We start from the raw sequence: 26687 nt of genomic DNA, 5'->3' as shown, positions 1-26687 counted from the left end.
TGTCCCAGCGATTGCCTCAGCCGCGGCTATAGACCCAGAGCTGGGCCGGCGGAATGTTGCGGACGATGAAGTCGTAATGGCGGATATGGTAACGGTCCGGCTTGGCGATGATCGGCGAAACCGGCCCGTAGGAAATCTGCACCACCGGACGGCCCGGCGGCATGCGATCCAGCAGGCTTTCGAGCAGCGCGACGCGCGCCTTCATCGGAAAATTGAGGAGAGGGATGCCTGATACGACGGAATCGAAGGTCTGGCCACGCAGCACGCCAAGCGTCGTATCGAGATCGAAGGCATCGCCATTGATGAAATGGACGCCGGGATAAAGCTTGACGAGGTGGTTGTAGAAATCGGTCGAATATTCGATGGCGACGAGGTTTTGCGGCTCCACGCCGCGCCCGAGGATCGCCTTGGTGATCGCCCCGGTTCCCGGCCCGAGTTCCAGTACCGGCAGGCCGGATTGCGTGTTGATGACACCAGCCATCTTGCGGGCTGTGATCGATGAGGTGGGAACGATCGATCCCACAGTCTTCGGCCCTTGCATCATGCCTTTGAAGAAACGGATCTCCTCGTCGAACTTCTTGCCTAGCCGTTCCTTGAGACGCAGCGCCATGTTCTCCCCCACCAGATGTTACGGTCGCGACTTACATACCGCTTCTCTAAAATCTTGCAATGCGATGACGCAATAACAAGAGAAAATGTCGCAATTCACCAAGGATCAAATAAAAGCGCCCTTGCGTTGTATAAACGCGTGAATGGGCGCTTTGGTTTCGCTGGAGCCGGATGAAACATCCGGCTCTAAAATCAAAGAAGCAGAGCATGAAGTCGTCCGAAAACCGCTCACACTTTTCGGCATCATGCTCTAGACGCGCATCGGCATCAGCACGTAAAGCGCATCATCGCCGGCCGTGTCGCGGATGAGCGTCGGCGAACCGGCATCGGCAAGCAGGAACACTGCTGAGTCGCCCGACAGCTGCGCGGTGATGTCGAGCAGATACTTCGCATTGAAGCCGATTTCCATCGGGTCCATCTCGTAGCCGACGGCGACTTCTTCGGTCGCACTTCCCGAATCGGGGTTGTTGACCGTCAGCAGCAATTGCCCGTCCGACAGTGCCAGCTTCACGGCGCGGCCACGCTCGGACGAAATCGTCGAGACGCGGTCGACGGCCTGTGCGAAGCTCTGGCAATCGACGCGCATTTCCTTGTCGTTGTTGGCCGGGATGACGCGCTGGTAATCGGGGAAGGTGCCGTCGATCAGCTTCGACGTCATGACGATGGAACCGATCGTCAGGCGGATCTTGGCGTCGGAAACCTCGACGGTGACCATCGCATCCGGTGTGTCCACAAGCTTCTGCAGCTCGCCGACCGTCTTGCGGGGGATGATGATGCCAGGCATGCCTTCGGAGCCCGAAGGGGCGCTGACATCGGCGCGCGCCAGGCGATGGCCGTCCGTGGCGACAGCCCTGAGCTTCAGATCGCCGCCGCTTTCGATCGTGTGGAAGAAAATGCCGTTCAGGTAGTAGCGCGTTTCCTCGGTGGAAATCGCGAACTGCGTCCGGTCGATCAGCATCTTCAGATCGGACGCTTTCAGTTTGAAGGAATGGCTGAAGCTGCCGGCGGTAAGGTCCGGGAAATCCGATTCCGGCAGGCACTGCAGCGAGAACTTCGAGCGGCCGGAGGCGACGGTCATCGAGCTGCCGTCCGTATTGGTGGCAAGAAGCACTTCCGAACCGTCGGAGAGCTTTCGCACGATGTCGTAGAGCAGATGCGCCGGTACGGTGGTGGCGCCGGGCTGCTCGACATTGGCGGGCGTCGCCTCGGTGATTTCGAGATCGAGGTCGGTTGCCTTCATGTCGAGGCTTGTACCCTCGGCCTTCAGCAGCACATTGGACAGGATCGGGATCGTGTTGCGACGCTCGACCACGCGATGCACGTGGTTCAGCGACTTCAGGAGGTTCGACCGCTCAATTGTAATACGCATGGATGCTACCGCTTTCGACCGTGACTTGCCGGGCGGCCCGAGGCGCCCGAGCGACTGGTTTTCGGACAAGGCCCGAAAGATTGGACAGGCAACTTGGCAGACTTCAGCATCCGAATGCAAGAGGCATGGATCAATTGCCAAGCGCCAATTCGACATTTCGTCGACAATGCTCACAGGATTTGCACCGCTCTTGCCGTCCGCTCGCGCCTCGCCCATAAAGGCTTGCGAATCCCAAGCGAATTCAGGACCGGCATGAACGAAGAGCATTCAAGCGGCGGGGCGCGCAGTTTCCGCCTGCACAACAACCAGATTCCGGCCCGTCCCCTCGAACCGGCGCTCTATCTTGTCGCCACCCCCATCGGCAATCTCGGTGACATCACGCTGAGGGCGCTGGAGACGCTTGCCGGCGCTGATGTGCTGGCCTGCGAGGATACGCGCGTTACCCGCGTTTTGCTCGACCGCTATGGCATCCAGAACAAGCCTTATGCCTATCACGAGCACAATGCCGATGAGGCCGGGCCCCGGCTGCTGCAGGCGCTGGAAGCCGGCCGGTCGGTGGCGCTGGTCTCCGATGCCGGCACGCCGCTCGTCTCCGATCCCGGCTACCGGCTTGCAAAGCAGGCGATCGAGGCAGGATACAAGGTCGTTCCCATCCCCGGTGCCTCGGCGCCGCTCGCAGCCCTTGTCGGATCCGGTCTGCCGAACGATGCCTTCTTCTTCGCCGGCTTCCTGCCCACCAAGGACAAGGGCCGGCGCGACCGACTGGCCGAACTTGCGAGCGTCCCCGCGACCCTCATCTTCTTTGAATCGCCGCATCGCATCGCCGCCACCCTTGCCGCCGCCGCCGATGTGCTGGGCGGTGAACGTGCAGGCGCGGTCTGCCGCGAACTGACGAAGACCTTTGAGGAATTCCGGCGTGGCACGCTATCCGAACTCGCCGCATTCTATGATGCCGTCGACAATGTAAAAGGCGAGATCGTCTGGCTCGTCGGCCCGCCGGCGGAGAACGTAGCGACGGAGGCCGATGTCGATGCCATCCTGGCCGATCTCTCAGGGACGATGCCGACGGCCAAGGCGGCAACCGAAGCTGCGCGTCTCACCGGCCTGCCGCGAAAGGAGCTGTACCAGCGCCTGCTCGACATGAAGGAGCGTAATGCCTGAGACGGACCAGAAGCTGAAACGGCAACAGGCCTGGCGTCGCGGCCATGCCGCCGAATATCTCGCCGCTGCCTTCCTGATGCTGAAGGGCTATCGCATTCTCGCCATCCGCCATCGTACCAAACTCGGTGAAATCGATATCGTTGCCCGCAAGGGCGATCTCGCCATCTTCGTCGAGGTCAAATCGCGGCGCGGCACGCAGGAGGCAATCGACGCCGTTTCCTTCTCGTCGCAGAACCGCATCCGCGCCGCCAGTGATCTCTGGCTCGCCCGACAGCCGGATTTTGCCTGTCTCTCGCAACGCTATGACATCGTTGCCATGCTGCCCGGCCGCTGGCCGCAGCATTTTCCCGATGCGTTTTGAGCACGGCGTTACAGGACCGTCATAAAATCAGCCTATTGCCGGACGACCAACGCAGGCGATTTTCCCGCCGGCGCTCATCTCGTTTCGACAGGCCCTATCATGATCCGCAACACCGTTTCCGCCTTCACCGTGCCCTCGCAGGAGGAGCGCAAGAGCTTCGTTTCGCTGGAAAAAACTCCGGCCATTCACGCCGGGAAGCTCACATCGCTCGCCTGCCTGAATACGGTGCGGATCGGCGGGGCGGACGCCAAGGTTGAGGCCCTGTCCTTTCCGTTTACGGTCGCTGCCTGGAATCTCGAACGCTGCCTGTTTCCCGAGGAAAGCGCGGCCAAGCTGCGGGAGACCGGGGCGCCGCTGATCCTGCTGTCGGAAATGGATGAGGGCATGGCCCGTACCGAGCAGTGCGATCCGACAGGCATTATCGCTGGCGAACTGGGCATGAACTATGCCTATGGCGTCGAGTTCCTGGAACTCAGCCTCGGTTCGGAAATCGAGCGCTCCTACTGCCGTGACGATTTCAACGAAAAGGGCTTTCACGGCAATGCGCTGATGGCCTCGGTCGCGCTGAAGGATGCGTTCCTGTTCCGCTTGCCGGGCGAGGCCGTCTGGTTCAACAATAACAACGAGCAGCCGCGCATCGGCGATCGCTGCGCCGTCGGCGCCATTATCGAGACGGAGGCCGGTCCCATGGTCGCCGCTTCGGTCCATCTCGAAAGTGTTGCGACCGTTGCCTATCGCGAGCGGCAGATGGCGGCGTTGATCGATGCCGTCGAAGCGTTTGCACCCGGCCTGCCGATCCTGATCGGCGGCGATCTCAACACCGGCAACCACACCGGCGGCGATTTCTCCACCGATACGCTGTTCGCCATGGCCGAGGGCCGCGGCTTCGAATGCCACGGCGGACCGCTCGATCAAACGAGCACGCGTCCGAGCCTGATCACGCGCTTTCCCGATCGCACCATGAAGCTCGACTGGTTCATTGCCCGTGGTTTGAAGATCGGCGAAAGCCATCTTGTTTCCTCTCTCAACGGGGAGGGCAAGCCGCTGTCCGATCACGACATCATCGTCTGCACGATCGAAGGTTTTTCCGCCTGATCGCCGCAATCGTTAAAATGCCCTCGATTTCATGAACCCTGCCGTTACCGCTTCCGTGCGATGAGATCGCGGACGCGCATGGAATTTTGGGGGATTGCATGGTCTTGAAACTGATGTTGACGAGCATGGCGGCCTTTGCCGCGCGTGCCGTCCCGGCTGTGGTCGCGCTGCCACGGTCGAAAAGCTTCGTGGCTGGTGCCAGCCACGAAATGGAAATGAAGCCGTCGCCGATCGAGCCCTCCTGGGTCCTGGCGGGCAATCCGGTTGCCCGCATCGCCGAGCATTCGCGCGGGCAGGACGATGCCGCCATGACCGCGCTGTGGGATTGCACGGCGGGCGAATTTCGCTGGTATTTCGGCTGGGACGAAACGGTGATGATCCTCGAAGGCGAGGTGCATATCACCACGGAAGACGGCGTCGAGCGGACGCTTAGTGCCGGCGACGTCGCCTATTTCGCCGGCGGCACCTGGGCGACATGGCGCATCGATCGCTATCTGCGCAAGGTCGCCTTTTTACGCAAGCCGTTCCCGAAGCCTTTGACCATGGCCTATCGCCTGCGCAACTTCGTCCGCCAGGGCGGCGCACAGGGTCTTGCCGCCTGAGCGCGGCAAGGCCACGCCGGACAAGCCCCTGACGGAAGCCCTTGAATAGCCGTTGCGTTTGGATGCGGGCCGACCTACATCTGTCCGCAAATTCGAGCGAGGGCTGACTATGGCTGGTATCAAGAATGTTGCGGTCCAGATGGACCATGTGAAGAGCATCAACATTGCGGGCGACTCCACCTTCGCCATGAGCCTCGAGGCGCAGAAGCGCGGCTACAAGCTCTTCCATTACACGCCCGAGCGGCTGAGCATGCGCGACGGCAAGGTCTATGCCTCCGTCGAGCCGATGATCCTGCGCGACGTCAAGGGCGATCACTTCGAGCTTGGCGAACCCGAGCGTGTCGATCTCTCGACCATGGATGTGGTGCTGCTGCGCCAGGACCCGCCATTCGACATGGCCTACATCACCTCGACGCATCTCTTGGAGCGCATCCATCCGAAGACGCTCGTCGTCAACGATCCGGCCTGGGTGCGCAATTCGCCGGAAAAGATCTTCGTCACCGAATTCGCCGATCTCATGCCGAAGACGCTGATCACCCGCGATCCGGCTGAGATCCGCCGTTTCCGCGACGAGATGGGCGATATCATCCTGAAGCCGCTCTACGGCAATGGCGGCGCCGGCGTCTTCCATTCGACGCGCGACGACCGCAATCTCTCGTCCCTGCTCGAAATGTTCGGCCAGCTCTTCCGCGAGCCCTTCATTGCCCAGCAATATCTGCCCGATGTCCGCAAGGGCGACAAGCGCATCATCCTCGTCGACGGCGAGGCGGTCGGCGCGATCAACCGCGTACCGGCCGAGCACGACTCCCGCTCCAACATGCATGTCGGCGGTCGCGCCGAAGCCACCGAGCTGACGGCGCGCGAACAGGAAATCTGTAAGCGCATCGGACCGGCCCTGCGGGAACGTGGCTTCCTGCTCGTCGGCATCGATGTCATCGGCGACTACATGACCGAGATCAACGTCACCTCGCCGACCGGCCTGCGCGAAGTCAAGCGTTTCGGCGGCGCCGATATCGCCAGCCTGCTCTGGGATGCGATCGAAGCCAAGCGGGCCTGAGCGGCGGTTCCCCGCCATGCTTTTCGGCTGAGCAATAGCATTCACCCAGGCACATCGATGATTTCGGCATACCTGGGTGAAGTTTTTGTTCGTTTATTGTTCTTGTTTCATTCCTTGTCTTATGCCAGATTGCAACCCGAAGTTTGCTGATCGGGGCACGTAACGGCAAACGGGTTCGGCGACAGGGGATAGGGCATGGTAGCGCGCGTCAGTACGGTGGCGTTTCAGGGCATTGAGGGCGTACCCGTCGAAGTGCAGGTGATGATCGCGCCGGGCAAGGTGCTGATGCATATCGTCGGCCTGCCCGATAAGGCCGTGGCCGAAAGCCGGGAGCGGGTCCAGGCGGCATTGCACGCCTCTGGTCTGGCCTTGCCGCCGAAGAAAGTCACCGTCAATCTCGCCCCGGCGGATCTGCCCAAGGAGGGCAGCCACTTCGATCTTGCGATCGCGCTCGGTCTGATGGCGGCGCTCGGCGCGATCCCGGCGGATGCCCTGTCGTCCTATACCGTCATCGGCGAACTCAATCTCGACGGCACGATCGCGCCCGTTGCGGGCGCGCTTCCCGCGGCAATCGCCGCCAATGCCATGGGCAAGGGGCTGATCTGCCCGGCCGAAAGCGGGCCGGAAGCCGCCTGGGCCGGCAAGGAGATCGATATTCTGGCGCCGCGCAGCCTGATCGCGCTCGCCAATCATTTCCGCGGCACGCAGGTTCTGTCGCGCCCGGAACCGTCAGTTCGCGCCAATGCTGCCAATCTGCCCGATCTTGCCGATATCAAGGGCCAGGAAAGTGCCAAGCGCGCCTTGGAAGTGGCGGCCGCCGGCGGACATAATCTGCTTTTCGTCGGACCTCCCGGCTCCGGCAAGTCGATGCTCGCCTCGCGCCTGCCGTCGATCCTGCCGCCCTTATCGACCAACGAGCTGCTGGAAGTGTCGATGATCCATTCGATCGCCGGTCAGCTGTCCGGCGGCAAGCTCTCCGACCGGCGGCCCTATCGCGCGCCGCATCACTCCGCCACCATGGCGGCGCTTGTCGGCGGCGGCCTGCGCGCCAGGCCGGGCGAGGCATCGCTCGCTCATCATGGCATCCTTTTCCTGGATGAGCTGCCGGAGTTTTCGCCGCAGGCACTTGATGCGCTGCGTCAGCCGCTCGAAACCGGGGAATGCGTCATCGCCAGGGCAAACCACCGCGTTTCCTATCCCGCCGGCATCCAGCTTGTCGCGGCGATGAACCCCTGCCGCTGCGGCATGGCCGGCGAGCCGGGCCACACCTGCGCCCGTGGGCCGCGTTGCGCATCCGATTATCAGGGCCGCATTTCCGGCCCCTTGCTCGATCGTATCGACATCCGCATCGACGTACCGGCGGTATCGGCCGCCGACCTGATCCGGCCGGCAACGGCGGAGAAGAGCACCGATGTTGCGCTCCGCGTCGCCCGCGCCCGCGAAAGACAGCAGGAGCGCTTCGAAAGGGCCGGCGTGAAGAACGTTTCGACCAACGCCCGCTGCTCGACCGCGATGATCGAAACCATAGCCGAACCGGATGCTGCCGGCCTGCAATTATTGCGGGATGCGGCCGAGAAGATGAAGTTCTCGGCCCGCGGCTACCACCGCATCCTCAAAGTGGCGCGAACGCTTGCCGATCTCGACGACAAGCCGACGGTCGGGCGCATCCATCTCGCCGAAGCCATCTCCTACCGCATCGCCGGCGAACGGCTGGCCGCGCATGCCTGAATGAAAAAGGGGCGCCGAAGCACCCCTTCCAATTCAATCGATGGCCGGCTCATTCAGCCGCCAAGGCCCTCGAACAGCGCCGTCGAGAGATAGCGTTCGGCGAAGGACGGGATGATGACGACAATGGTCTTGCCTTCGTTTTCCGGGCGCTGGCCGACCTTGATCGCTGCGGCCAGCGCGGCGCCGGAGGAAATGCCGACCGGCACGCCTTCGAGCTTAGCCACGAGACGGGCATGCTGGAAGGCCTCGTCATTGCTGACGGTCACCACCTCGTCATAGACATGGGTATCGAGAATCTTTGGCGCGAAGCCGGCGCCGATGCCCTGAATCTTGTGCGGGCCGGGATTGCCGCCGGAAAGAACCGGCGAATCCGTCGGCTCGACGGCGATGACCTTGATGTCGGCCTTGCGGGCCTTCAATACCTGGCCGACGCCAGTGATCGTACCGCCGGTGCCGATGCCGGAAACGAAGATATCGACCTTGCCTTCGGTATCGTTCCAGATTTCCTCGGCCGTCGTCTTGCGATGGATTTCCGGATTGGCGGGATTTTCGAACTGCTGCGGAATGATCGCGTCCGGCAGCGTCGAAGCCAGCTCTTCCGCCTTGGCAATCGCGCCCTTCATGCCCTTCGGTCCCTCGGTCAGCACTAGTTCGGCGCCGAGCAGCGCCAGCATCTTGCGGCGCTCGATTGACATGGTCTCCGGCATGGTGAGGATCAGCCGGTAACCCTTGGCGGCGGCGGCGAAGGCGAGCGCAATGCCGGTATTGCCTGAGGTCGGCTCGATCAGCACGGTCCTGCCGGGGGCGATCTTGCCCTGCGATTCCAGGCTCTCGATCATGGCGACACCGATGCGGTCCTTCACGGAGGCGATCGGGTTGAAGAATTCAAGCTTTGCCAGGAGGTTGGCCTTGACGCCCTTCTCCCTCGCCAGCTTGTCGAGACGGACGATCGGCGTATCACCGATGGTCTCGGTGATCGAGGTATAGACGCGGCCGCGACCGGGTTTGCGGGTGTCGGACATGGGTAGCTCTCCCTACATTTGAATTATGCGGTGACAATAGGATCAAATGCTTGCGGAAACCAGCCTATGCGCGCTTTCCCCGTCCACGGCTCGTGAGAAAAGAATCTCCCAAGAGCCCGTTTGGGGGAAGTTTTTTTCAGGCTGCGCGGGCCGCGATGAAGGCGGCAGTGGCGGCGAGGATGCTGGCCGCGACCCGGTTCAAAATCTGTAATGCTCTCGGCTTCTTGAGGAACGTTCGGGCTCGAGAGGCGAGCAGCATATAGGGAATGAGCACGATCAGAAGAACGACGAAGGTTGCCGCGAGCAGCGTCGCATATTCCCGAAGGCCGACGCCGCCGATGTCGATCAGCGTCGGCACGAGCGCGACATAGAAAAGCATGGTTTTCGGATTACCGAGCGTCACCAATAGGCCCGAGAGAAAGGACATGCCGGCACTGTTCGATTTCTTGGCGGCGATATCGGCCGCGAGCAGGCCGGCCGTCCAGAGCTTCCAAGCGATATAGCCGAGATAGAGGGCGCCGGCGATCTTGATGACGATAAACACCCCGGTGAAGGTCTGCGCCACGAAGGCAAGACCGAGAACGACTGCTGTCAGGTAGATCGTGTCGCCGAGCACGAGGCCGAGGCCCATGAAGAAGGTCTCGCGAAAGCCGGAGCCGAGGGCGCGCGCCACGATCGCCGTGATGCCCGGGCCGGGAATGGCCGCGGCAACGAAGAGAGCGCCGCAATAGGCGAGCAGGGATGCGAGCGTCATGGCCATTTCCTCCTCAGATGGTGCCTGCTCTATCGCACCACCTTTGCGTTTTCAAGCGATTGCGCTGGCGCCGCGAACATATTACCAAGGCGTTGACGGCACGTCGAAACCGCTTTGCCCAAGGATATCATGTCTTCCGCATTGCTCCTGATCGATCTTCAGAATTCCATCCTGACCGGCCTTGGCACGCCGGAGCGTCAGCCTGACATTGATGCGGCGCTGGAGGCGGTCATTGCCAGGCTCGCGGCGCTGAAGCACAGCGCCCGCGCCGCCGGAATTCCTACGTTTATCGTCCAGCATGACGGCGGCCCGGGTCATCGCCTGGCAAAGCGCAGCGAAGGCTGGCAATTGCGCCGGGAAATCGCCCCCGAAGCCGGCGACGCCGTGGTGCACAAGACGAGCTGCGATTCCTTCTTCGAAACCGACCTCGAGGCGCGGCTGCGGGCGCGCGGCGTGAGCCATCTCATCGTCGGCGGCTGCATGACGCAATTCTGCGTCGATACGACCGTGCGTCGCGCCGTTTCGCTCGGTTTCGACGTCACATTGGTCTCCGACGGCCACACCACGGCCGATATGGGTAGGCTCACCTTCGAAGACATTGTCACCCATCACAATATGCTGCTTGACGGCTTCGATGCCGGACCGCATGAGATCAAGTTAGTCGCATCCAGCGAAATTTCTTTCTAAAGCCCTTTCCCCGCCGGAGGCTCCATGCCGCATCTGACCAGTATGATCGCCTTTGCCCTGATCGCTCTCGGCATGGTGCTGACACCCGGGCCGAACATGATCTATCTGGTGTCGCGCTCGATCTCGCAGGGGCCGGCGGCCGGGCTGATTTCGCTCGGCGGTGTCGCCTGCGGCTTCCTCTTCTACATGCTGTCAGCCGCACTCGGCATCACCGCCTTCGTCCTCGCCGTACCCTTCGCCTATGACGCGCTGCGGCTGGCGGGTGCTGGCTATCTCGCCTGGCTCGCCTGGAATGCGCTGAAGCCTGGCGGTCGCTCGGCCTTTCAGGTGCGCGAGCTGCCGAAGGATAGCACGCGCCGGCTCTTTTCCATGGGGCTGGTGACCAGCTTGCTGAACCCAAAGGTCGCGGTTCTCTATCTCTCGCTGCTGCCGCAGTTCATCGATCCCGCCGCCGGCAGCGTCTTCACCCAATCGCTTGTTCTTGGCTTCGCGCAGATCGTCATCAGCGTGACATTCAATGCCATCTTCGCGCTGAGTGCCGGCTGGATCGCGATGTTCCTCACCCGCCGCCCATCCTTCGCCCTCGTGCAGCGCTGGCTGATGGGCACGGTACTGGCCGGGCTAGCCGTACGAATGGCTTTCGAAGCACAGCGCTGATGCGAGGCGTGTCGCAAGCCATCATCGCCGGTCTTTTGGCGCTCGCCCCGTTCGCAAGCTTCCTGCCGGTCGCTTCGGCGGCGGAGGCCGGTACGCAGACGATCGTTTTCATGCGGCATGGGGAGAAGCCGGAGGCCGGACTTGGCCAGCTCAGCTGCCAGGGCCTTAATCGAGCGCTGGCTCTGCCGTCGGTCCTGACGAAGCTCTTCGGCAAGCCTGGGGCCATCTTCGCGCCGGATCCATCGAAGCGGAAGAAGGATTCCGGCGTCTCCTACGACTACATCCGGCCGCTTGCCACTATCGAGCCAGCGGCGATCGCGTTTGGTATGCCCGTCGATACCAGCTTCGGTTATGATGATATCGACGATCTAAAGGTCGAACTGAAGAAGCCTACCTATGCCGGCAAGCTGATCTTCGTCGCCTGGGAGCACAAGCAGATCGTCGATCTCGTCCGTCAGCTGCTGAGCGAGAATGGCGGCGACGACGATGCGGTGCCGAAGTGGCACGGCAAGGATTTCGACAGCCTCTATGTCGTTCGTCTCGGCGGCGATGGCGCCAAGCCACGCGCCACTTTCGAGAAGCTGGCCGAAGGTCTCGACGGCCAGCCGGAAGCCTGCCCATAGGCGGCTAAATAATCTTAGAAGACCGGCCGCATGAAGCTGCGCTCGTAGCTGACGATGCAGCGCGTTTCCTCGCCATAGGCAAGGGCGGCCTGACATTCCGCATCTCCGGGTATTTTCAGCCGATATTCCTCATAGGCTGTAAGGCTTGGAAAGCTGAAGAGCGCCAGCGCAATGTTGTTCGTGCCCTCATGCGGCATGAAATAGCCATGATGGGTGCCGCCCAGCCGGTTGACCAGCGGGATCCAGAGCTTAGCGTAATGTTCGAACTGGGCGAGTTTGTAAGGGTCGATCGTATAGCGCAGATAGCAGGTGATCATTCGGCAGTTCCCTTTGAAAGACGATCGTTTTTATGACGGGGCAGGGGGATCGTCCAGCCCAGGTTCATGCCCGCCGCGGCGCCGAGGATGATGACGGCGCCGACGATCTGTGCCGCGCCGAGCACATGGCCGAAGGCAATGCGATCGACGACGATGGCGGCGATCGGATAGATGAAGGACAAGGCGCCGGCCAAATGTGTCGGCAGTTTCTGGATGGCGCCGTACAGCAGCACATACATCAGGCCGGTATGCAGGACACCCATGGTGACGAGGATCGACCACCCGCCCGCATCCTGCGGAACACCTGAGAAATCGGTAAAGGGCGCCAGCATCAGGATACCAGTCGAAACCTGAATGAGAGCGATCAGGTGCGGCGGCGTACCTTTGAGCCATTTTGCCGCAATCGCTGCCAGCGCATAGAAGAAGGCCGCGCCCAGCGAAAGCAGGATGCCGATCGCATAGCTTCCGGCGCCGCTTCCCCCGTCCGGCTTGCCTTCCACAATGATCACCATGCCGGCAAAGGCGAGGAGCAGCCAGAAGAGCTTGGTGAAGGTGATCCGCTCGCCGAGGAACAGCGCGCCGAGCCCCAGCAGCATGAAGGGCTGTGTGTTGTAGACAGTGGTGGCGATGGAAATGGAGGCGTGGGAATAGGCGGCGAAAAGCAGCAGCCAGTTGAGAACGATGGCGATCCCGCCGCCGACCGCGAGGGAAAATGTCTTGAGATTGAGGACGCCGGGACGGAGCAGGCCCATGGCCGCGCATATGACGAGCAGCGTCAGCGCGCCGAAGAAACAGCGCCAGAAGACGACGCCGGTTACGGCCTGTCCTGACATCAATACGAACCAGCCGATCGTGCCTGAAATCAGCATCGCCGCCGTCATTTCCATCGTGCCGCGTTTTATCTCGTTCATTATCCCAGCTCCTATCTATCGAAGCCAATCATATTGCGGCGAGAGTATGGATAATATAGGTTTACTTAGGTAGGAAAATATCATCACCTAATTAAATAAGGCCATATCATGGGTGTCCCTAACGCCTCCCTCAGTCTCGACGAGATCGACCAGCGAATGCTGGAGGCGCTGGCGCGCAATGCCAGGATATCGTTGAAAGAGCTTGCGGAAGTAGCCGGTCTTTCATCGCCGAGTGCGGCCGAGCGATTGCGCCGGCTGGAGGAGCGGGGCATTATCTCAGGCTTCACGGTCGATATCGCGCCGGAGGCCATCGGCTACCCTCTACAGGCGATCGTCCGCGTCCGGCCTCTGCCCGGTCAGATTCATGTCGTCGAGCGGATCATTCAGGAGACGCCGGAATTCATCGAATGCGACAAGGTCACCGGCGACGATTGCTTCATCGGGAGGCTCGTGGTGCGCTCCATGGGCGAACTTGACGGGATATTGGACAAGATCACCGAGCGGGCCGAGACGAACACGTCGATGATCAAGGCGACGCCGGTCAAGCGACGCTTGCCGCCGCTGTCGCGCTGAGACATGTCATCACACGCCGGTCGAGCCGAAGCCGCCGGCGCCGCGCTTGGTTTCGCTCGCCTCGGTCGTCTCGATGACGCGGGCCTGTGTGACCGGCGCAATAATCATCTGTGCGATGCGCATGCCGCGGCTGATCTCGAACGGTTCTTCGCCGAGATTGATCAGCAGCACCTTCACTTCGCCGCGATAATCGCTGTCGATCGTGCCGGGCGAGTTCAGGCAGGTGATGCCGTTCTTGAAGGCGAGGCCGGAGCGCGGGCGGATTTGCGCCTCGAAACCGTCGGGGATCTCGAAGATGAAGCCGGTGGGAACGAGCGCCCGTTTCCCCGGAGCGAGCGTCAGCGTCTCGCCGTCCTCGACAGCGGCACGCAGGTCCATGCCGGCAGCACCCTTGGTCTCGTAGGCGGGCAGCTCTAGGCCTTCGCCATGCGGCAGGCGGATGAGCTTCAGGGTCGGGCTGATATCGGTGTGAATGGTCATGCGGCATTAGTTTGCGCGCGAATGCCGGAGGTCAATTGCATTTAGGGCTTTGAGTCGCTAGATACGGCCGCAATTCACAGGATTCACAAGCATGGCCGAAAGTCTCGCCGAGGCGGTCTCCCGCCGCCGCACATTCGCTATTATCGCTCACCCGGACGCGGGCAAGACGACGCTCACCGAAAAGCTGCTGCTGTTCGGCGGCGCCATTCAGCTTGCCGGCGAGGTCAAGGCGAAAAAGGATCGCATGCAGACGCGCTCCGACTGGATGAAGATCGAGCGCGAGCGCGGTATCTCGGTCGTCACCTCGGTCATGACCTTTGAATATGAAGGCAACGTCTTCAACATTCTCGATACGCCCGGCCACGAAGACTTCGCCGACGATACCTATCGCACGCTGACGGCCGTCGACGCCGCGGTCATGGTCATCGACGCCGCCAAGGGCATCGAGCCGCGGACGCTGAAGCTGTTCGAAGTCTGCCGCATGCGCGATATCCCGATCATCACCTTCATCAACAAGATGGACCGCGAAAGCCGCGACCCTTTCGAGATTCTCGATGAGGTGGAAGAGAAGCTGGCGTTGGACACTGCTCCGATTACGTGGCCTATCGGCCGCTCCAAGACCTTCTGCGGCTCCTATCATCTGGCATCCAATACCGTTCGCGGTTCCGACACCGAGATCACCGCAACCCCCGTCAATGGCCCGCGGACCGTCGCCGACAGGCTGCCGGAAAACGAGCGCCAGGCCTTTATCGACGAAACGGAACTGGCGATCGAGGCGTGCCGGCCGTTCGATCGGGAATCCTTCCTTGAAGGCCATATGACGCCGGTCTTCTTCGGTTCGGCGCTGCGTAACTTCGGCGTGCGCGATCTCATCAACGCGCTCGGCGAATTCGCGCCGCCGCCGCGCGACCAGGTCGCCGATATCAGGACGGTTCACGCCACCGACGACAAGATGACGGCCTTCGTCTTCAAGATCCAGGCCAACATGGACCCGAACCATCGCGACCGCATCGCCTTCGCGCGCATCTGCTCCGGCAAGCTGGAGCGCGGCATGAAGGCGCGGCTGTCGCGCACCGGCAAGCAGCTCGGCCTCACCGCGCCGCAGTTCTTCTTCGCCTCGCAGCGCCAGCTCGCCGATACCGCCTATGCCGGCGACGTCGTCGGCATTCCGAACCACGGAACGCTCCGCATTGGCGATACGCTGACGGAAGGCGAATCCCTCGTCTTCCAGGGAGTGCCGAACTTCTCGCCGGAAATCCTGCGCCGCGTGCGCCTTGAGGATGCCATGAAGGCGAAGAAGCTCAAGGAAGCGCTGCAGCAGATGGCTGAAGAGGGCGTCGTGCAGCTCTTCTCGCCCGAAGACGGCTCGCCTGCCATCGTCGGCGTCGTTGGCGCGCTGCAGCTCGACGTGCTGAAGGAGCGGCTGATGGCCGAATACGGCCTGCCAGTTTCCTTCGAAATGTCGCGTTTCTCCGTTTGCCGCTGGATCTCGGCCGATCAGTCCGTCGATCTTGAAAAATTCGTCACCCAGCGCCGCGGCGATATCGCCCGCGATCTCGATGGCGACCCGGTCTTCCTCGCCCAGGACGGCTTCTCGCTGCGTTACGAGGCAGAACGTTATCCGGCTATCAAGATGGTCGCGATCAAGGAATATCACGCCGTCAAGGCGGCGTGATAGCGGAGACGTTGCAGCCACAGGCGGTCGGTCTGTGGCTCACAGGGTTACTGTCCTGCGGTGGCATTCATCAGTGCCGCGTAACGAGCCTCCGTGGTGTCATCCAGTGGAAACATGCATTCGACCCGCAGCTCCTGGGTCGTGATCATCTGCGCGGTGCCGACCGTCGTGACAAGCGAGAAGAATTTCAGGACATGCCCGTCCTTCACGAAGGATAGGGGGATAATCGGCGCATTCTCGATCGCCGGCGATGTCTGCCATTCGGTATTCACATCGGGGTAGGCGAGCAGGCTGTCGATAAGCTCCTTCGTCCGCGCGTCGATGACGCGGCCGACGGACTCGCGGGAGACGCGCCCCAAAAGGCTTTCGGCCGTCTGGTCCCAATCCGGAATGAAGGGCCGCATGCCGGAGGGATCGAACATGAGATGCAGGAGATTGCGCGGTTTCGGACGTGCGGCCATATCGATAAACTGGCCGAAGAAGCGAAGAGTCGCATCGTTGGTCATCATGACATTCCAGTAGCGGTCCATCACGACGGCCGGAAAGGGTTCGTGCTGACGCAGCATGCGTTTGAGCGCACTGGTGACACCCTGCATCTCGCGATCCTCGAAGCTTCCTTCCGAATAGATCGGCGCATAGCCGGCGGCAAGCAGCAGGGTATTGCGCTCGCGGAACGGCACGTCCAAGGCATCGGCGAGCCGCAGGACATTCTGACGGCCGGGCGTGCTCCTGCCGCTTTCGATAAAGCTGATCTGACGCTGCGAAATGCCGGTGTCGAGGGAAAGCTCCAGCTGGCTCTTGCCGCGCGTATCGCGCCATGCGCGCAGCTGCGGGCCGAGTTCGTTTGGTCGTCTCAGATCTGCGTGGGAAGAACTCATCTTGCAAAGACCTCGCTTCGCTCGTGTCATTGCGGCGGGGCGTCATTCGACAACCCCGCCGATGTCGATCGCTATCCGAACGCGATCGGCCCGACCGAACCGTACCAGTGACGCACCTTGGTAGGGTCGGCTTCATCCATGTAGAAGAAGTGCGTCATGACCGGTTTGACGACGGCTTGCGTTCGGTCGTCGGGCGTCATGGTGACAGTCCCTCGAAACACTTTCAGCGATCCTCCGTCCCAATATTCGGTGACATCATGCAACGGCGTAAAACCGGTGTCGATGAAGGCGTGCAGGTTCTGGCGAATCGTATCGCGCCCCTTCCAGTCGGCAATGCCGAGGTTGCACGTTGCGTCTTCCGCGAAGCAATTGAAGCCTTCGCCGAAGGTCTTGTCGTCGATTTCCCGCCAGAAGGCCAACAGCCATTCCGGGGCTTCTTTCTTGGTGAATGACATCGTCGTCATGGATTTCTCCTGAGCCTGCCGCTGGAATGATGTCGTGGCCATCGACGTCATGCCGGGCGGAAACTCTATCTGTTGAAGGGCTTGGAATGCTCTTCCTGCAAGAAGATGGTCGTTAGATACACCGGGACGAATGCCGCTCTCAATTACATGCGATGTAATGAAGACCGACCGATTGCGTCTCGTGCCGACCCGATCGGTTCGGATGCGTTTCATTTTGGAATAGTGCCTTCGCGATGTTCCATCCGATATAGCGCTATGCCATAGTGCCGCCCCGAGGTCCCCCCCGATCAGAACGAGCAGCTTTTATGATGAAATTTCTTGCGGTTCTTGCGCTGGCCTTCATCGGCTTGTTGCCGGCCGAGGCCGAAGCGCGAATCATCACCGATGCGGCCGGACGCACGGTGTCCGTCCCGGACAAGATCAACCGCATCTTGGTGGCCGGCCCGCCCGCCGCCACGTTGGTCTATGTGCTGGCGCCCGAGAAACTGGTGGGCTGGGTTCACGCGCCGGATGATGCCGCCAAGGCCTATCTGTTGCCATCGGTGCGGTCGTTGCCCATGATCGGGCGCCTGACGGGCAAGGACGGCACGATCAGTTCGCAGGCCGTCATCGCCGCCAAGCCCGACATCATCCTCGATGCCGGAACGGTCGATCCCACCTACAAGGCGCTGGCCGACAAGGTGCAGAGCGAGACGGGCATTCCCTATATCCTCATCGACGGCAGCTTTGCCCGCACAGCCGATATGCTTCGTGACGTCGGCGCCCTCATCGGCGTGAAGGACCGTGCCGACAAGCTGGCCGATTATGCCGATGCTGCGATCAAGGACCTGAACGAGAAGCTTGCGACGCTGCCGAACGATCCGCGTCCGCGCGTCTATTATGGCCGTGGCGCCGATGGCCTGGAAACCGGGCTCTCCGGCTCGATCAATCTGGAGATCCTCGATGCCGTCGGCACGATGAACGTCGCCGCTGCCGCCGGCAAGGGCGGTCTCGCCAAGGTAACCGTACAACAGGTCGTCGGCTGGAATCCGGATATCATCATCGCCGAGAGTCCCGCTTTCGCCGCCTCAGTGAAGAGCGATCCGCAATGGGCTGGGATCAAGGCCGTCAAGGACGGCAAGATCTTCGTGCCGCCGTCCTTGCCCTTCGGCTGGTTCGATTCGCCGCCCGGCGTCAACCGGCTGCTCGGCGTGCGCTGGATGGAGAAGCTCATTTATCCGAAGCTCTTCCGCAGCGATTTTTCCGACGATGTGAAGCAATTCTACAAGCTGTTCTATCAGGTCGATCTGACCAACGATCAGTTGGCGGCGCTACTGAAGGGCGTAAAGTAAGCTCCGAGGTCGAGGAGGCATTCATGGTTCGGGAAAACGAAATTCGCGAAAACGAAGTGGCCGTCGAGCCGCCCGCGGCCGCGGATGCCGGCCTCACCTTCATCGGCCGCATTTCAACGCCCTGGACATCGCGCATGGACACGCCGCGTCAGGGCCGCCGCGACGGCCCCATTTGCCGGATCGAGATCTTCGAGCCCTGGGTGGCGGCGCTGCGAGGCGTGGAAGCCTTCGAGCGGCTGGAGGTTCTCTATTGGCTGGATCGTTCGCGCCGGGACCTCGTGCTGCAGAGCCCGGCCAGTAGCGGCAAGGTGCACGGCACTTTCTCGCTACGCTCACCGGTTCGGCCCAATCCCATCGGCACATCCATCGTCAAGCTGGAAGCCGTTGAAGGGGCCGTGCTGCAGGTGCGCGGCCTCGATTGCCTTGACGGCACGCCCTTGCTCGACCTGAAGCCGGATCGCACGCTGTTCAAGCCGATCGCGCCGCCACAGCCCGGAGATTTCCAGACCGGCGACGGCGAGATGGCGCAGTTCAGAAATTCCGTGAAAAACTGAACCACTCTAAGCGGGTGTCGGAAACCGTCTCGTCCAAAACGTCATAATGAGGAACAGCGAGACATATGCTGCGGTGCCCACGGCGATCTTCAGAAAAAGCGCCAATATCGTCGGCATTGCTGCGAACTGAATCACGTATTGAAGACTTAGAACCGCCGCGATCATCAACCCGGCAGAAGGCCCGATCATATGGATGGAATCCTTGATGACTTTTCGCCAATTCACTCCGACGTAACGGATCTGGATTCTGGCGGAGGTCGTTAGTGAAAAGGATGCGCTCACACATTGGCTCGCCGCCAAGGCCAAAAGCCCCATCGGTGCAAAGATGATGATGAAGAGGACGGAGACAGCCGCATTGACCATGGTGACCGCCATTCTGCGATGAATGTTGCCACTCAGCGTCAAAAGGGGTTCGGAGATATATCCTGGCGAAAGCAACAGCAGCTTCACGCACAGTATGGAAACAATGATCGCGGAGGGCATCCATTTTTCGCCAAGCACGATATGGATCAGCTCGGGCGAGACCAGCATAAGCCCGAGATAGACCGGGCTTGCGACGACAAAAAGCCAAACCAGGAATTGGTCGGCGGCGCTGGCAAGAGCATTCGTTCCGTTTAATTCACCTAGGTCTCGTGCCCGCCTGAACCCTACCCAGGCAAGCGCCCTTACGGGCTCACCCATAAGCTCGGAGATAGCTGCAACAATCCGTTCTGCGGCGCGGTAGTATCCAGCTTCCGTAACGCCAAGGAAGCCACCGACGGCGAGTGTGCCCGAATAGGAACCAAGGAAAATGATCATTCGGGTTGCGACGATGTATTTGGAGAATGCCGCGACTTCCACCACCGTAGCCCAGGTTAGATGCAATCGTGGTTTTCGGCGGACGAAACAGACTGATCCAACCAAAATTACGAGCTGCGACACGATCCGGCCGACGACAAGCGCAGTGGCATGCCCTCCCATGAAGAGACCTGTGGCTGTCACCGAGAACCCCACCACTTCGCTGGCGATACGAACGATTGCCTGCGCGCGCAGCCTTCCGCAGGCGACGAGTGTGCCGTCATAGACTGTGGCGATTGCCGCAGGCAGTATCCAGCAGCTGAATATGGCCACCAACACACCTTCCGCCTGTTGCTCGAATGCCGTGTAGAGGACGAAGGCACCGCCCAAGCCGACCGATGTAACCAGCAAGCCGCTCAGGAGCGATATGCTTACGAGCTGTTCGAAGCGGTCGCGGTCGTCGCCCGATTTCATGATGAATTCTGCCCATCCCCCCTCTGCAAGGACGACGAGCAGAACCATGAGTGCTGACAGGAAAGCATAGAAACCAAATTCGTCCGGCATCAAGATACGAGCCGCCAGGAAGAAGGTCCCAATTTGGCTCACTTGGGACGTGATCTTTGCTGTGGCGACCCAAGATCCGTCAGCCACGACCTTCCGAAGAACGGATAGGGATTTTCCTCCTTTCATTTCCGCCCCTCTCCACCGGCAAGCAGCCAGGCCGCAATCGACCCGGACTGTTGCCGGCACCGCCCTTCGCACGACTTTTTCCAGATGCCGGTCATGGATTTGAAGGCTGGTTTGGTCGGCCTGCCAGACGAAAAATAACCGAATACCTGACAGCCCAGCCCGGTTCGCGTCGGTTGAGCGGTTCCCGGCTCCACCGAAGCCATGGCCATCCTTTTTTTGATTCATCGGCCAGCCAAATATCATCCTGTCGAATAAGGACAGGCTTGAAGCGAGAGCCGTTCAGAACCTTCATTTTGACATCGAGATCGATGCCATCGACCACGAGATAGCCGCCCGGCCTAACGAGCCTCATCAGATTGCGAAGGCATTTTTCAGCGAGGCCATCATCCATCGGTCCCATGAAATTATTCGCAATCAAAATGTCCTGTTCGCCAATCAGTTCTGCGACCATTGGATCGGTTGCGTCGGCCGTCAGCCAAGTAATGTTCTCACGAAGCGAGTCCCGGACGCGGACTGTTCTATCCGGCAAGGCTTCGACAATGCCACTGAGTTTCTCAATGTCGTCGCTTGAGACTTCAGCCCGCCCGGCCGTGTATAGACCGGCCACCGCAGCGGCCTGGTCGGGACGATAGACACCTCGTGCAGCGACCTCGACGACGCCGCTTGATATATCGAGCCCATGCGACATGAAATTCAGGTCCGGCCGCTTGGCCTTAAGCACGTATAAGGTCGAGTAAAGCTCAGCTCCGGTACTGCATCCAATCGACGCTACCCGCAGCGTCGATCCCTTTGCATGATCAGATAACGTCCCGGCGAGAACCTCCAGCAGCGGTGGATTTCGCATGAAATGCGTGTAGTGGCTTTGAACTTTCTCAGCGTTGCGGCTGTATCGATGATAAATATATCGACCGCTGCGATACACGAGCGTGGTCTTCATCATACCGGGTGGCATCCCGGCCCACAGAGTGCGCAGAACCCGACGCGGCATTCGACGCATCACAACGCTCATTCCCATTACCTGAGTCAGCATGGCAAAATCCCTCATGGATGCTCGTCCGGCAACGATCCTGCGGTCAGAGCATCATTGGTGACATGAATAAAGTGCGACGAGGCCTCGGAATTCAGTTTGGCTGTTGCGATCCAACGAAGATGCTTGGCAAACTACGGCGTCACCATCGGTCGGGCTCAACGTAGCTGCTGAGACCAGGATGATGTTGGAGTACGGCGAATTGACCGGGCCGGTAGTGGCTGGCGTTCCATCTTCAAACTACAATGGTGATTGGGTCGCGGTCCGACGCATCGAGCGCAGCACTGGCTGCGCGGCGTCACAGATCATCCTATCGGGGGACGAAGAATATTGGGAGGAATGACGGAGATTAACTTCGGCCAGCCTGGATAAAACGAACGGTTGTGAGGCGTGGGCCATATAGAGTTGTCACAGTCGTCGGGAGGCCAAAAACCAGGTACGCGACGCCATAACATTTCCGTCCGTGACTATGTTTATGATCGTGCGCCGCGCCAAAATCTTCTGCGATCCGGCAATCAGCGGTACGCTCGGCCGAAATGGATGCGATCTGCGCATCCGGCAGCAGCGGATAACCCTGGACCGTGGAAACCAACCGCAGCTCCGGCACGATCAACATCGTCGCGATCAGGATAAACCTAATCGCCAGCTCGATCGGTTCGACACCGAATGTGATCCGAAAAATCCCCATGCCGCATTTTTATCTTTGCCCCAAAACCGGGTCAATTTATCACGCTAGCCGATCACAATCAGCCAAATGGGGTAGGCATCCCTTTGTCGCTTCTCCTGTCGAAAAACCAGCAACTATTCCGGCGCCTGTCTTGCACAATGGAGGTAAGAAAGAACAGGTCGACCATATACAACATGTCTGGCTTACTCTGGACATCCGCTATTGCCTCCGACCCTCGAATACCTAGTCGACAGCGACCATGACATCGGATGCCTTGATCACGGCATAGGCCGAAGAGCCCACCGTCAGGCCTAGCTCGTCCACAGCCTCATTGGTGGTCGAGGGGTGACGATCGAGCCATTGCCGATATCGATGCGAACATGCGCTGTTGTCGCATCCTTGGTGATTCGACGACCTTGCCTTGAAGCGGTTTCTCGGGCTGATTTTCATAAATAGTCTACCTTGTGACGGCGCGACCATATTGCTTCGATCGTCGACGGGCTGCCGAAATCCTGTTCGTTCCTATTCGCCTCGGGGAAAGCGCTGGTTCTCCTCCAGCACGTTGAGGTCCATGTGGTTGCGCATGTAACGCTCCGACGCCTTCTGCAGCGGCTGATAATCCCAGGGATAATAGGCGCCGTTGCGTAGCGCCGTGTAGACCACCCATCGCCGCGCCTGGCTTTCGCGCACGGCGGCGTCGAAGCTTGCCAAGTTCCAGCGCTCCATGGCCTGCGCCGTCAGCCTTTCCAGTGTTTCGACATGGGCGGGGTCGCCGGCCAAATTGCTCAGCTCCTTCGGGTCCGCTTCGATGTCGAAGAGCATGGGCGGATCCTTCTCGCAAAGGGTCAGCTTGTAGCGGCCATCACGCAAGCCGACGAGCGGCGCCTCGGAGCCTTCCGCCGCATATTCCATCGGCACGGGGCTACGGCTTCCGGTGTCGAGCGCCAAGGGGGTCAGGTCTTCGCCATCGGTCCAGCGGCGCAGCGATGCGATGTCGATCCCGGCGAGCGCTGCCAGCGTCGGCGTCACGTCGAGCGTTGAAACCGGCTGGTCGATCCGCTTCGGCTGCCAGCCGGGGGCTGCGATCATCAGCGGTACGCGGGCCGAGCCCTCGAAGAAGTTCATCTTGAACCAAAGGCCGCGCTCGCCGAGCATATCGCCATGGTCCGAGACGAAGAGGATGATGGTGTTGTCGGCCATGCGGCCGCGCTCGAGCGTTTCCAGGATCTCGCCGATTTTTTCATCGACATAGGAAATATTGGCGAAATAGCCGCGCCGCGCCCGGCGGATCTGTTCCGGCGTGATGTCGAAGGCGGTGTGATCGCACGCCTTCATCAGCCGCTGCGAATGCGCGTCCTGCTCCTCGAAGGGGATTTCGCCGACTTCCGGGTCGAGCGCCGGGCAATCCTCATAGAGATCCCAGAAGCGGCGGCGCGCGACGTAGGGGTCGTGCGGATGCGTGAAGCTGACCGTTAGGCACCAGGGCCGATCGTCATGCCGGCGCGAGAGATCGTAGAGCTTGCGGTTGGCGTGATAGGCAACCTCGTCGTCATACTCCATCTGGTTGGTAATCTCGGCCGTGCCGGCGCCGGTCACCGAACCGAGATTGTGATACCACCAGTCGATGCGCTCGCCGGGCTTGGTATAATCAGGCGTCCAGCCGAAATCGGCGGGGTAGATATCGGTCGTCAGCCGCTCCTCGAAGCCGTGCATCTGGTCCGGGCCGACGAAATGCATCTTGCCCGACAGCGCCGTCTGGTAGCCGGCGGCACGCAGATGATGGGCAAAGGTCGGGATGTCCGAGCAGAATTCGGCGGCATTGTCGTAAACGCGGGTGCGGCTCGGCAACTGCCCGGACATGAAGGAAGCGCGCGCCGGCGCGCAAAGCGGGCTTGCCGTATAGCTGTTGGCAAAGCGCACCGAGCGCTTCGCCAGAGCCTTCAGGACCGGCGCATGCAGGAAATCGGCCGGGCCGTCGGGAAAGAATGTCCCGTTGAACTGATCGACCATGAGGATGAGGATATTCGGGCGGGACATGTTTGCGTCTTTCTTGGAAATTAGAGGCCGATGGCGGCTTTGACGGCATCGAGGCCAGGCTTGCCGTCGATAGTGGTGACGCCGGCAAGCCAGGGCGTCAAGGCGTATAGAAGGGCGCCGGCGGCCAGCCGACCCATTGCAGACATGCGCATGACGATGGCTCCCTCTTGTTATTGGATTATTTTATTGAACATCACTAGAGTTCTTCCTGTGAAGTAGGCGTTTTTCGATGGAAGCCAAAAGGAAATTTTATGGCTGAACGTTTGGTCGATCTCGGCTGGCTGCGGATCTTCGTGGAGGTGGGGCGTTCCGGCAGCCTTTCTGCCGCCGCCTCGGCACTCGGCTTGACGCAACCGGCCGTCAGCTATCAGATCCGCCGCATCGAAGAGCAGATGGGTGTCCCCCTGTTTCGCCGCCAGCATCGCGGCGTCGAGCTCTCGCCGGAAGGCCGGCGCCTGTTCGAGATCGTCGAAAGGGCTGTTGGTGGCGTCGATCATCTGGTGCGCAGTTTCCGCGCCGAGGCGGAGCGGCCATCAGTGCGCCTGCGCACGGACTATGCCTTCTCCGCCCTCTGGCTGATTCCCCGCATGCATGCGTTCCGGCTTCTTCACCCTGAGGTGGATATCCAGATCGTCGCCACGCAGCGGCTGGATCGCGGCGCGCCGGAGAGTGGTGATATCGCCGTCTTCTTCGGCACGCGCAGCGAATTCGGTCCGGCTGCCAGTTTGTTGTTGCCGGAGAAGGTCGTGCCGATTTGCACCAGAGGTTTTGCGGAACGTCATGGCCCGTTCACCGATCCCTCGCAGCTCGCCGGCACCACGCTCGTTCATCTCGATTCGGAGATGCCGTCGCCTTGGTTCGATTGGGAGAGCTATCTCGCGGCCTTCGGCATTGCCCGGGATGCCTATGCCGGTCGCGGCGATCTGCGCTTCAATACCTATTCGCTTGTCGTGCAGGCCGCCCTCAGCGAGCAGGGCGTTGCCATCGGCTGGATCGGTCTTGTCGATTCGCTGCTTGCCGCCCGGACGCTGGTGACGGCAGGCCCCATGCTCGAAGCGCCTGCTCGAGGCTATTGGCTGCTGCCGCCATCGACACCGAACCCGCATGCCGAGCAGCTGGCGCAATGGCTGCTCGCCGAAGCAGCCGCCGGGTAGTCATGATCTATTCCGAAGTGAGATCTGCGAGAAAGGTCTCGCACCAGTGCGATACGTCGTTTTCAAGCAGGTGATCCATCATGCCGCGCCAGCGCTCCTGCCGTTCCTGCAGCGGCATGTTGACGGCCCGCGCAAGGGCGTTCGCCGTGCCGTCGACATCATAGGGATTGACCAGAAGGGCGCCCTTCAGCTCGCGCGCCGCACCCGCAAAGCGTGAGAGCACCAGCACGCCAGGGTCTTCCGGATCCTGCGCGGCGACATATTCCTTGGCGACCAGGTTCATGCCGTCGCGCAGCGGCGTCACCAGCCCGACCTTGGCGAGCCGGTAGAGGCCCGCCAGTATCGGGCGGCTGATCGAGCGGTTGATGTAGCGGATCGGCACCCAGTCGACCGTGCCGATCGCACCGTTGACCCGGCCGGCCTGTTCGGCAACCGCATGCTGCATCGCCTCGTATTCCGGCACTTCGGAGCGCGATTTCGGCGTGATCTGCAGATAGGTGACGCTGCGCTGGTGGGCGGGATTGTTGGTGATGAAGCGTTCGAAGGCGTCGATGCGCTGCGTGATGCCCTTGGAATAATCAAGCCGGTCGACACCGAGGATCAGGTCGCGGCCTTCGATGCTTTTGCGCACCCTGTGCACCATGCTGTGCGATGCGGCCTTGCGGGCGAAGGCGGCAAAGCCTGCCGTCTCGATACCGATCGAATAGGCGCCGCCGCGAAAATCATGGCCGTGAGCGCTGAAATGGCCGGGGCTTTTCTCGATGCCCATGCCTTCGCGTTTCAGGCAGCCGGCGAAGTTTTCCAGATCGTATTTGGTTTGGAAGCCGAGGAGATCATAGGAGGAGAGGCCGCGCATGATCTCTTCGTGTACCGGCATGGCGAGCACGACGTCGGCCGGCGGCCAGGGAATGTGCAGGAAGAAGCCGATGCGGTTCTTCAGCCCCATCTGCCGCAGCTCCGCCGCCAGCGGGATGAGATGATAGTCATGTACCCAGATGATGTCGTCCGGCTCCACCAGCGGGGCAAGGCGATGGGCGAAGAAACGGTTGACGCGGAAATAGCCGGTCATTTCCTTGCGGGCATATTCGGCGAGATCGAGCCGGTAATGGCAGATCGGCCAGAGCACGCGGTTGGCAAAGCCCTGATAATATTCCTCGACGTCGGTCTGGGTCAGATCGGTCAGGGCGTAGGCAATATTGCCGTCCTGCGTCATCTGCAGCGGCTCGGGGTCGATGTCGCCGCTCGATTTGCCGGACCAGCCCATCCAGATGCCGCCGCGCTCGGCAAGAGCTGCCTGCAGCGCCACGGCAAGGCCGCCCGCGGCTGCCGCACCCTTGTGATCAGGCACGGAAACGCGGTTGGAAACGATGATGAGACGACTCAACGGTAACTTCCTTTCGAGAAGGCTAAAGCAATTCCAGGAAAAG

At 60.9% G+C, this 26687-nt stretch carries 29 protein-coding genes and 1 pseudogene; 15 read left to right on the top strand and 15 right to left on the bottom strand.

Going from position 1 to position 26687, the window contains the following annotated elements; translation table 11 throughout:
- Positions 1-16: 16 nt before the first annotated feature.
- Both pmtA and dnaN read right to left on the bottom strand, forming a co-directional pair.
- On the bottom strand, positions 17-610 hold the full coding sequence (pmtA, locus tag ACPYOP_RS04955) for a phospholipid N-methyltransferase PmtA (RefSeq protein ID WP_481409274.1): 594 nt from the start codon (positions 608-610) through the stop codon (positions 17-19).
- Positions 611-859: 249 nt separating this feature from the next.
- Positions 860-1978, bottom strand: a complete 1119-nt coding sequence (gene dnaN, locus ACPYOP_RS04950) for a DNA polymerase III subunit beta (protein WP_481409273.1) — start codon at positions 1976-1978, stop codon at positions 860-862.
- A gap of 252 nt (positions 1979-2230) precedes the next feature.
- Between dnaN and rsmI the strand changes: the two genes are divergently transcribed.
- The 6 genes from rsmI (at position 2231) to ACPYOP_RS04920 (ending at position 7982) form a co-directional block, all read left to right on the top strand.
- Positions 2231-3139 carry a 16S rRNA (cytidine(1402)-2'-O)-methyltransferase gene (gene rsmI, locus ACPYOP_RS04945; RefSeq protein WP_481409272.1) on the top strand — a complete coding sequence of 303 codons (909 nt, stop codon included), beginning with the start codon at positions 2231-2233 and terminating at the stop codon, positions 3137-3139.
- Complete coding sequence (locus tag ACPYOP_RS04940) at positions 3132-3500, top strand: YraN family protein (protein WP_481409271.1); 369 nt, start codon at positions 3132-3134, stop codon at positions 3498-3500. The genes rsmI and ACPYOP_RS04940 overlap by 8 nt, the downstream gene beginning before the upstream one ends.
- Before the next feature lie 99 nt (positions 3501-3599).
- On the top strand, positions 3600-4595 hold the full coding sequence (locus ACPYOP_RS04935) for an endonuclease/exonuclease/phosphatase family protein (protein ID WP_481409270.1): 996 nt from the start codon (positions 3600-3602) through the stop codon (positions 4593-4595).
- Between the two features lie 98 nt (positions 4596-4693).
- Positions 4694-5197 (top strand): cupin domain-containing protein, encoded by a 504-nt coding sequence (locus tag ACPYOP_RS04930; RefSeq protein ID WP_481409269.1) that lies wholly within the window; start codon positions 4694-4696, stop codon positions 5195-5197.
- A 109-nt stretch (positions 5198-5306) separates the two neighbouring features.
- A complete protein-coding gene (gene gshB / locus ACPYOP_RS04925) occupies positions 5307-6254 on the top strand; it encodes a glutathione synthase (protein ID WP_481409268.1) in 948 nt (315 codons plus the stop codon).
- Positions 6255-6449: 195 nt separating this feature from the next.
- Positions 6450-7982 (top strand): YifB family Mg chelatase-like AAA ATPase, encoded by a 1533-nt coding sequence (locus ACPYOP_RS04920; RefSeq protein ID WP_481409267.1) that lies wholly within the window; start codon positions 6450-6452, stop codon positions 7980-7982.
- A gap of 53 nt (positions 7983-8035) precedes the next feature.
- Here ACPYOP_RS04920 and cysK read toward each other — a convergent pair whose 3' ends face one another.
- Both cysK and ACPYOP_RS04910 read right to left on the bottom strand, forming a co-directional pair.
- Positions 8036-9004 (bottom strand): cysteine synthase A, encoded by a 969-nt coding sequence (cysK, locus tag ACPYOP_RS04915; protein ID WP_481409266.1) that lies wholly within the window; start codon positions 9002-9004, stop codon positions 8036-8038.
- A 136-nt stretch (positions 9005-9140) separates the two neighbouring features.
- Complete coding sequence (locus tag ACPYOP_RS04910; RefSeq protein WP_481409265.1) at positions 9141-9758, bottom strand: LysE family translocator; 618 nt, start codon at positions 9756-9758, stop codon at positions 9141-9143.
- Between the two features lie 129 nt (positions 9759-9887).
- Here ACPYOP_RS04910 and ACPYOP_RS04905 point away from each other — a divergent pair, with 129 nt between their 5' ends.
- The 3 genes from ACPYOP_RS04905 to ACPYOP_RS04895 are packed head-to-tail and all read left to right on the top strand — an operon-like array spanning position 9888 to position 11725.
- Entirely contained in the window at positions 9888-10445 is a 558-nt protein-coding gene (locus tag ACPYOP_RS04905; protein WP_481409264.1) for a cysteine hydrolase family protein, read from the top strand.
- Positions 10446-10469: 24 nt separating this feature from the next.
- A complete protein-coding gene (locus tag ACPYOP_RS04900; RefSeq protein ID WP_481409263.1) occupies positions 10470-11102 on the top strand; it encodes a LysE family translocator in 633 nt (210 codons plus the stop codon).
- Positions 11102-11725, top strand: a complete 624-nt coding sequence (locus ACPYOP_RS04895; RefSeq protein ID WP_481409262.1) for a hypothetical protein — start codon at positions 11102-11104, stop codon at positions 11723-11725. Before ACPYOP_RS04900 ends, ACPYOP_RS04895 begins: the two co-directional genes overlap by 1 nt.
- A 14-nt stretch (positions 11726-11739) precedes the next feature.
- On the opposite strand, the gene ACPYOP_RS04890 is transcribed toward ACPYOP_RS04895, so the two are convergent.
- Entirely contained in the window at positions 11740-12042 is a 303-nt protein-coding gene (locus tag ACPYOP_RS04890) for an NIPSNAP family protein (protein WP_481409261.1), read from the bottom strand.
- Positions 12039-12953, bottom strand: a complete 915-nt coding sequence (locus tag ACPYOP_RS04885) for a DMT family transporter (RefSeq protein ID WP_481409260.1) — start codon at positions 12951-12953, stop codon at positions 12039-12041. The genes ACPYOP_RS04890 and ACPYOP_RS04885 overlap by 4 nt, the downstream gene beginning before the upstream one ends.
- A gap of 108 nt (positions 12954-13061) precedes the next feature.
- Here ACPYOP_RS04885 and ACPYOP_RS04880 point away from each other — a divergent pair, with 108 nt between their 5' ends.
- A complete protein-coding gene (locus ACPYOP_RS04880; protein ID WP_481409259.1) occupies positions 13062-13526 on the top strand; it encodes an Lrp/AsnC family transcriptional regulator in 465 nt (154 codons plus the stop codon).
- A 9-nt stretch (positions 13527-13535) separates the two neighbouring features.
- On the opposite strand, the gene dut is transcribed toward ACPYOP_RS04880, so the two are convergent.
- Positions 13536-14006: a dUTP diphosphatase gene (dut, locus tag ACPYOP_RS04875; RefSeq protein WP_481409258.1), complete on the bottom strand. Its 471-nt coding sequence runs from the start codon at positions 14004-14006 to the stop codon at positions 13536-13538.
- Between the two features lie 91 nt (positions 14007-14097).
- Between dut and ACPYOP_RS04870 the strand changes: the two genes are divergently transcribed.
- Positions 14098-15681 carry a peptide chain release factor 3 gene (locus ACPYOP_RS04870; RefSeq protein ID WP_481409257.1) on the top strand — a complete coding sequence of 528 codons (1584 nt, stop codon included), beginning with the start codon at positions 14098-14100 and terminating at the stop codon, positions 15679-15681.
- 47 nt (positions 15682-15728) lie between these two features.
- On the opposite strand, the gene ACPYOP_RS04865 is transcribed toward ACPYOP_RS04870, so the two are convergent.
- Positions 15729-16559, bottom strand: a complete 831-nt coding sequence (locus ACPYOP_RS04865; RefSeq protein WP_481409256.1) for a helix-turn-helix domain-containing protein — start codon at positions 16557-16559, stop codon at positions 15729-15731.
- A 71-nt stretch (positions 16560-16630) separates the two neighbouring features.
- On the bottom strand, positions 16631-17023 hold the full coding sequence (locus ACPYOP_RS04860; protein ID WP_481409255.1) for a nuclear transport factor 2 family protein: 393 nt from the start codon (positions 17021-17023) through the stop codon (positions 16631-16633).
- Between the two features lie 305 nt (positions 17024-17328).
- On the opposite strand from ACPYOP_RS04860, the gene ACPYOP_RS04855 reads away from it, so the two are divergent.
- Positions 17329-18354 (top strand): iron ABC transporter substrate-binding protein, encoded by a 1026-nt coding sequence (locus ACPYOP_RS04855; RefSeq protein ID WP_481409254.1) that lies wholly within the window; start codon positions 17329-17331, stop codon positions 18352-18354.
- Positions 18355-18377: 23 nt separating this feature from the next.
- Positions 18378-18908 (top strand): tRNA (N6-threonylcarbamoyladenosine(37)-N6)-methyltransferase TrmO, encoded by a 531-nt coding sequence (tsaA, locus tag ACPYOP_RS04850; RefSeq protein WP_481409253.1) that lies wholly within the window; start codon positions 18378-18380, stop codon positions 18906-18908.
- Positions 18909-18914: 6 nt separating this feature from the next.
- On the opposite strand, the gene ACPYOP_RS04845 is transcribed toward tsaA, so the two are convergent.
- Both ACPYOP_RS04845 and ACPYOP_RS04840 read right to left on the bottom strand, forming a co-directional pair.
- Complete coding sequence (locus tag ACPYOP_RS04845; protein WP_481409252.1) at positions 18915-20375, bottom strand: oligosaccharide flippase family protein; 1461 nt, start codon at positions 20373-20375, stop codon at positions 18915-18917.
- Positions 20376-20466: 91 nt separating this feature from the next.
- Complete coding sequence (locus ACPYOP_RS04840) at positions 20467-21405, bottom strand: CheR family methyltransferase (RefSeq protein ID WP_481409251.1); 939 nt, start codon at positions 21403-21405, stop codon at positions 20467-20469.
- 472 nt (positions 21406-21877) lie between these two features.
- Between ACPYOP_RS04840 and ACPYOP_RS04835 the strand changes: the two genes are divergently transcribed.
- Positions 21878-22138: a hypothetical protein gene (locus ACPYOP_RS04835; RefSeq protein ID WP_481409250.1), complete on the top strand. Its 261-nt coding sequence runs from the start codon at positions 21878-21880 to the stop codon at positions 22136-22138.
- Between the two features lie 174 nt (positions 22139-22312).
- Here ACPYOP_RS04835 and ACPYOP_RS04830 read toward each other — a convergent pair.
- The 3 genes and pseudogenes from ACPYOP_RS04830 to ACPYOP_RS04820 all read right to left on the bottom strand — a co-directional run bounded on the left by ACPYOP_RS04830 (position 22313) and on the right by ACPYOP_RS04820 (position 24258).
- Positions 22313-22519, bottom strand: a pseudogene (locus ACPYOP_RS04830) (TOBE domain-containing protein).
- Positions 22520-22591: 72 nt separating this feature from the next.
- Positions 22592-24106, bottom strand: a complete 1515-nt coding sequence (gene betC / locus ACPYOP_RS04825; protein WP_481409249.1) for a choline-sulfatase — start codon at positions 24104-24106, stop codon at positions 22592-22594.
- A gap of 20 nt (positions 24107-24126) precedes the next feature.
- Positions 24127-24258: a hypothetical protein gene (locus ACPYOP_RS04820; RefSeq protein ID WP_481409248.1), complete on the bottom strand. Its 132-nt coding sequence runs from the start codon at positions 24256-24258 to the stop codon at positions 24127-24129.
- A gap of 99 nt (positions 24259-24357) precedes the next feature.
- Here ACPYOP_RS04820 and ACPYOP_RS04815 point away from each other — a divergent pair, with 99 nt between their 5' ends.
- Positions 24358-25260 (top strand): choline sulfate utilization transcriptional regulator, encoded by a 903-nt coding sequence (locus ACPYOP_RS04815; RefSeq protein ID WP_481409247.1) that lies wholly within the window; start codon positions 24358-24360, stop codon positions 25258-25260.
- A 7-nt stretch (positions 25261-25267) separates the two neighbouring features.
- Here the strand turns inward: ACPYOP_RS04815 and otsA are convergent, their stop codons facing one another.
- Positions 25268-26644, bottom strand: a complete 1377-nt coding sequence (gene otsA / locus ACPYOP_RS04810) for an alpha,alpha-trehalose-phosphate synthase (UDP-forming) (protein WP_481409246.1) — start codon at positions 26642-26644, stop codon at positions 25268-25270.
- Positions 26645-26687: the final 43 nt, after the last annotated feature.

This window comes from Rhizobium sp. KNZ2-6A (assembly GCF_056755475.1).
Note: the sequence above shows the minus strand (reverse complement) of the source record. Positions and strands in the feature narration are given on the sequence as shown.

Bases quoted from the DNA above. Each gene is read 5' to 3' on its own strand.
- ACPYOP_RS04935 (WP_481409270.1), top strand. From the start codon at position 3,600: ATGATCCGCAACACCGTTTCCGCCTTCACCGTGCCCTCGCAGGAGGAG.
- ACPYOP_RS04815 (WP_481409247.1), top strand. From the start codon at position 24,358: ATGGCTGAACGTTTGGTCGATCTCGGCTGGCTGCGGATCTTCGTGGAG.
- rsmI (WP_481409272.1), top strand. From the start codon at position 2,231: ATGAACGAAGAGCATTCAAGCGGCGGGGCGCGCAGTTTCCGCCTGCAC.
- pmtA (WP_481409274.1), bottom strand. From the start codon at position 610: ATGGCGCTGCGTCTCAAGGAACGGCTAGGCAAGAAGTTCGACGAGGAG.
- ACPYOP_RS04920 (WP_481409267.1), top strand. From the start codon at position 6,450: ATGGTAGCGCGCGTCAGTACGGTGGCGTTTCAGGGCATTGAGGGCGTA.
- ACPYOP_RS04845 (WP_481409252.1), bottom strand. From the start codon at position 20,375: ATGAAAGGAGGAAAATCCCTATCCGTTCTTCGGAAGGTCGTGGCTGAC.
- ACPYOP_RS04820 (WP_481409248.1), bottom strand. From the start codon at position 24,258: ATGCGCATGTCTGCAATGGGTCGGCTGGCCGCCGGCGCCCTTCTATAC.
- ACPYOP_RS04835 (WP_481409250.1), top strand. From the start codon at position 21,878: ATGATCGTGCGCCGCGCCAAAATCTTCTGCGATCCGGCAATCAGCGGT.
- ACPYOP_RS04885 (WP_481409260.1), bottom strand. From the start codon at position 12,953: ATGAACGAGATAAAACGCGGCACGATGGAAATGACGGCGGCGATGCTG.
- ACPYOP_RS04905 (WP_481409264.1), top strand. From the start codon at position 9,888: ATGTCTTCCGCATTGCTCCTGATCGATCTTCAGAATTCCATCCTGACC.
- ACPYOP_RS04865 (WP_481409256.1), bottom strand. From the start codon at position 16,559: ATGAGTTCTTCCCACGCAGATCTGAGACGACCAAACGAACTCGGCCCG.
- dnaN (WP_481409273.1), bottom strand. From the start codon at position 1,978: ATGCGTATTACAATTGAGCGGTCGAACCTCCTGAAGTCGCTGAACCAC.
- ACPYOP_RS04940 (WP_481409271.1), top strand. From the start codon at position 3,132: ATGCCTGAGACGGACCAGAAGCTGAAACGGCAACAGGCCTGGCGTCGC.
- betC (WP_481409249.1), bottom strand. From the start codon at position 24,106: ATGTCCCGCCCGAATATCCTCATCCTCATGGTCGATCAGTTCAACGGG.
- ACPYOP_RS04860 (WP_481409255.1), bottom strand. From the start codon at position 17,023: ATGACGACGATGTCATTCACCAAGAAAGAAGCCCCGGAATGGCTGTTG.
- dut (WP_481409258.1), bottom strand. From the start codon at position 14,006: ATGACCATTCACACCGATATCAGCCCGACCCTGAAGCTCATCCGCCTG.
- ACPYOP_RS04930 (WP_481409269.1), top strand. From the start codon at position 4,694: ATGGTCTTGAAACTGATGTTGACGAGCATGGCGGCCTTTGCCGCGCGT.
- ACPYOP_RS04895 (WP_481409262.1), top strand. From the start codon at position 11,102: ATGCGAGGCGTGTCGCAAGCCATCATCGCCGGTCTTTTGGCGCTCGCC.
- ACPYOP_RS04900 (WP_481409263.1), top strand. From the start codon at position 10,470: ATGCCGCATCTGACCAGTATGATCGCCTTTGCCCTGATCGCTCTCGGC.
- ACPYOP_RS04855 (WP_481409254.1), top strand. From the start codon at position 17,329: ATGATGAAATTTCTTGCGGTTCTTGCGCTGGCCTTCATCGGCTTGTTG.
- ACPYOP_RS04890 (WP_481409261.1), bottom strand. From the start codon at position 12,042: ATGATCACCTGCTATCTGCGCTATACGATCGACCCTTACAAACTCGCC.
- ACPYOP_RS04840 (WP_481409251.1), bottom strand. From the start codon at position 21,405: ATGCTGACTCAGGTAATGGGAATGAGCGTTGTGATGCGTCGAATGCCG.
- ACPYOP_RS04910 (WP_481409265.1), bottom strand. From the start codon at position 9,758: ATGACGCTCGCATCCCTGCTCGCCTATTGCGGCGCTCTCTTCGTTGCC.
- gshB (WP_481409268.1), top strand. From the start codon at position 5,307: ATGGCTGGTATCAAGAATGTTGCGGTCCAGATGGACCATGTGAAGAGC.
- cysK (WP_481409266.1), bottom strand. From the start codon at position 9,004: ATGTCCGACACCCGCAAACCCGGTCGCGGCCGCGTCTATACCTCGATC.
- ACPYOP_RS04870 (WP_481409257.1), top strand. From the start codon at position 14,098: ATGGCCGAAAGTCTCGCCGAGGCGGTCTCCCGCCGCCGCACATTCGCT.
- tsaA (WP_481409253.1), top strand. From the start codon at position 18,378: ATGGTTCGGGAAAACGAAATTCGCGAAAACGAAGTGGCCGTCGAGCCG.
- ACPYOP_RS04880 (WP_481409259.1), top strand. From the start codon at position 13,062: ATGGGTGTCCCTAACGCCTCCCTCAGTCTCGACGAGATCGACCAGCGA.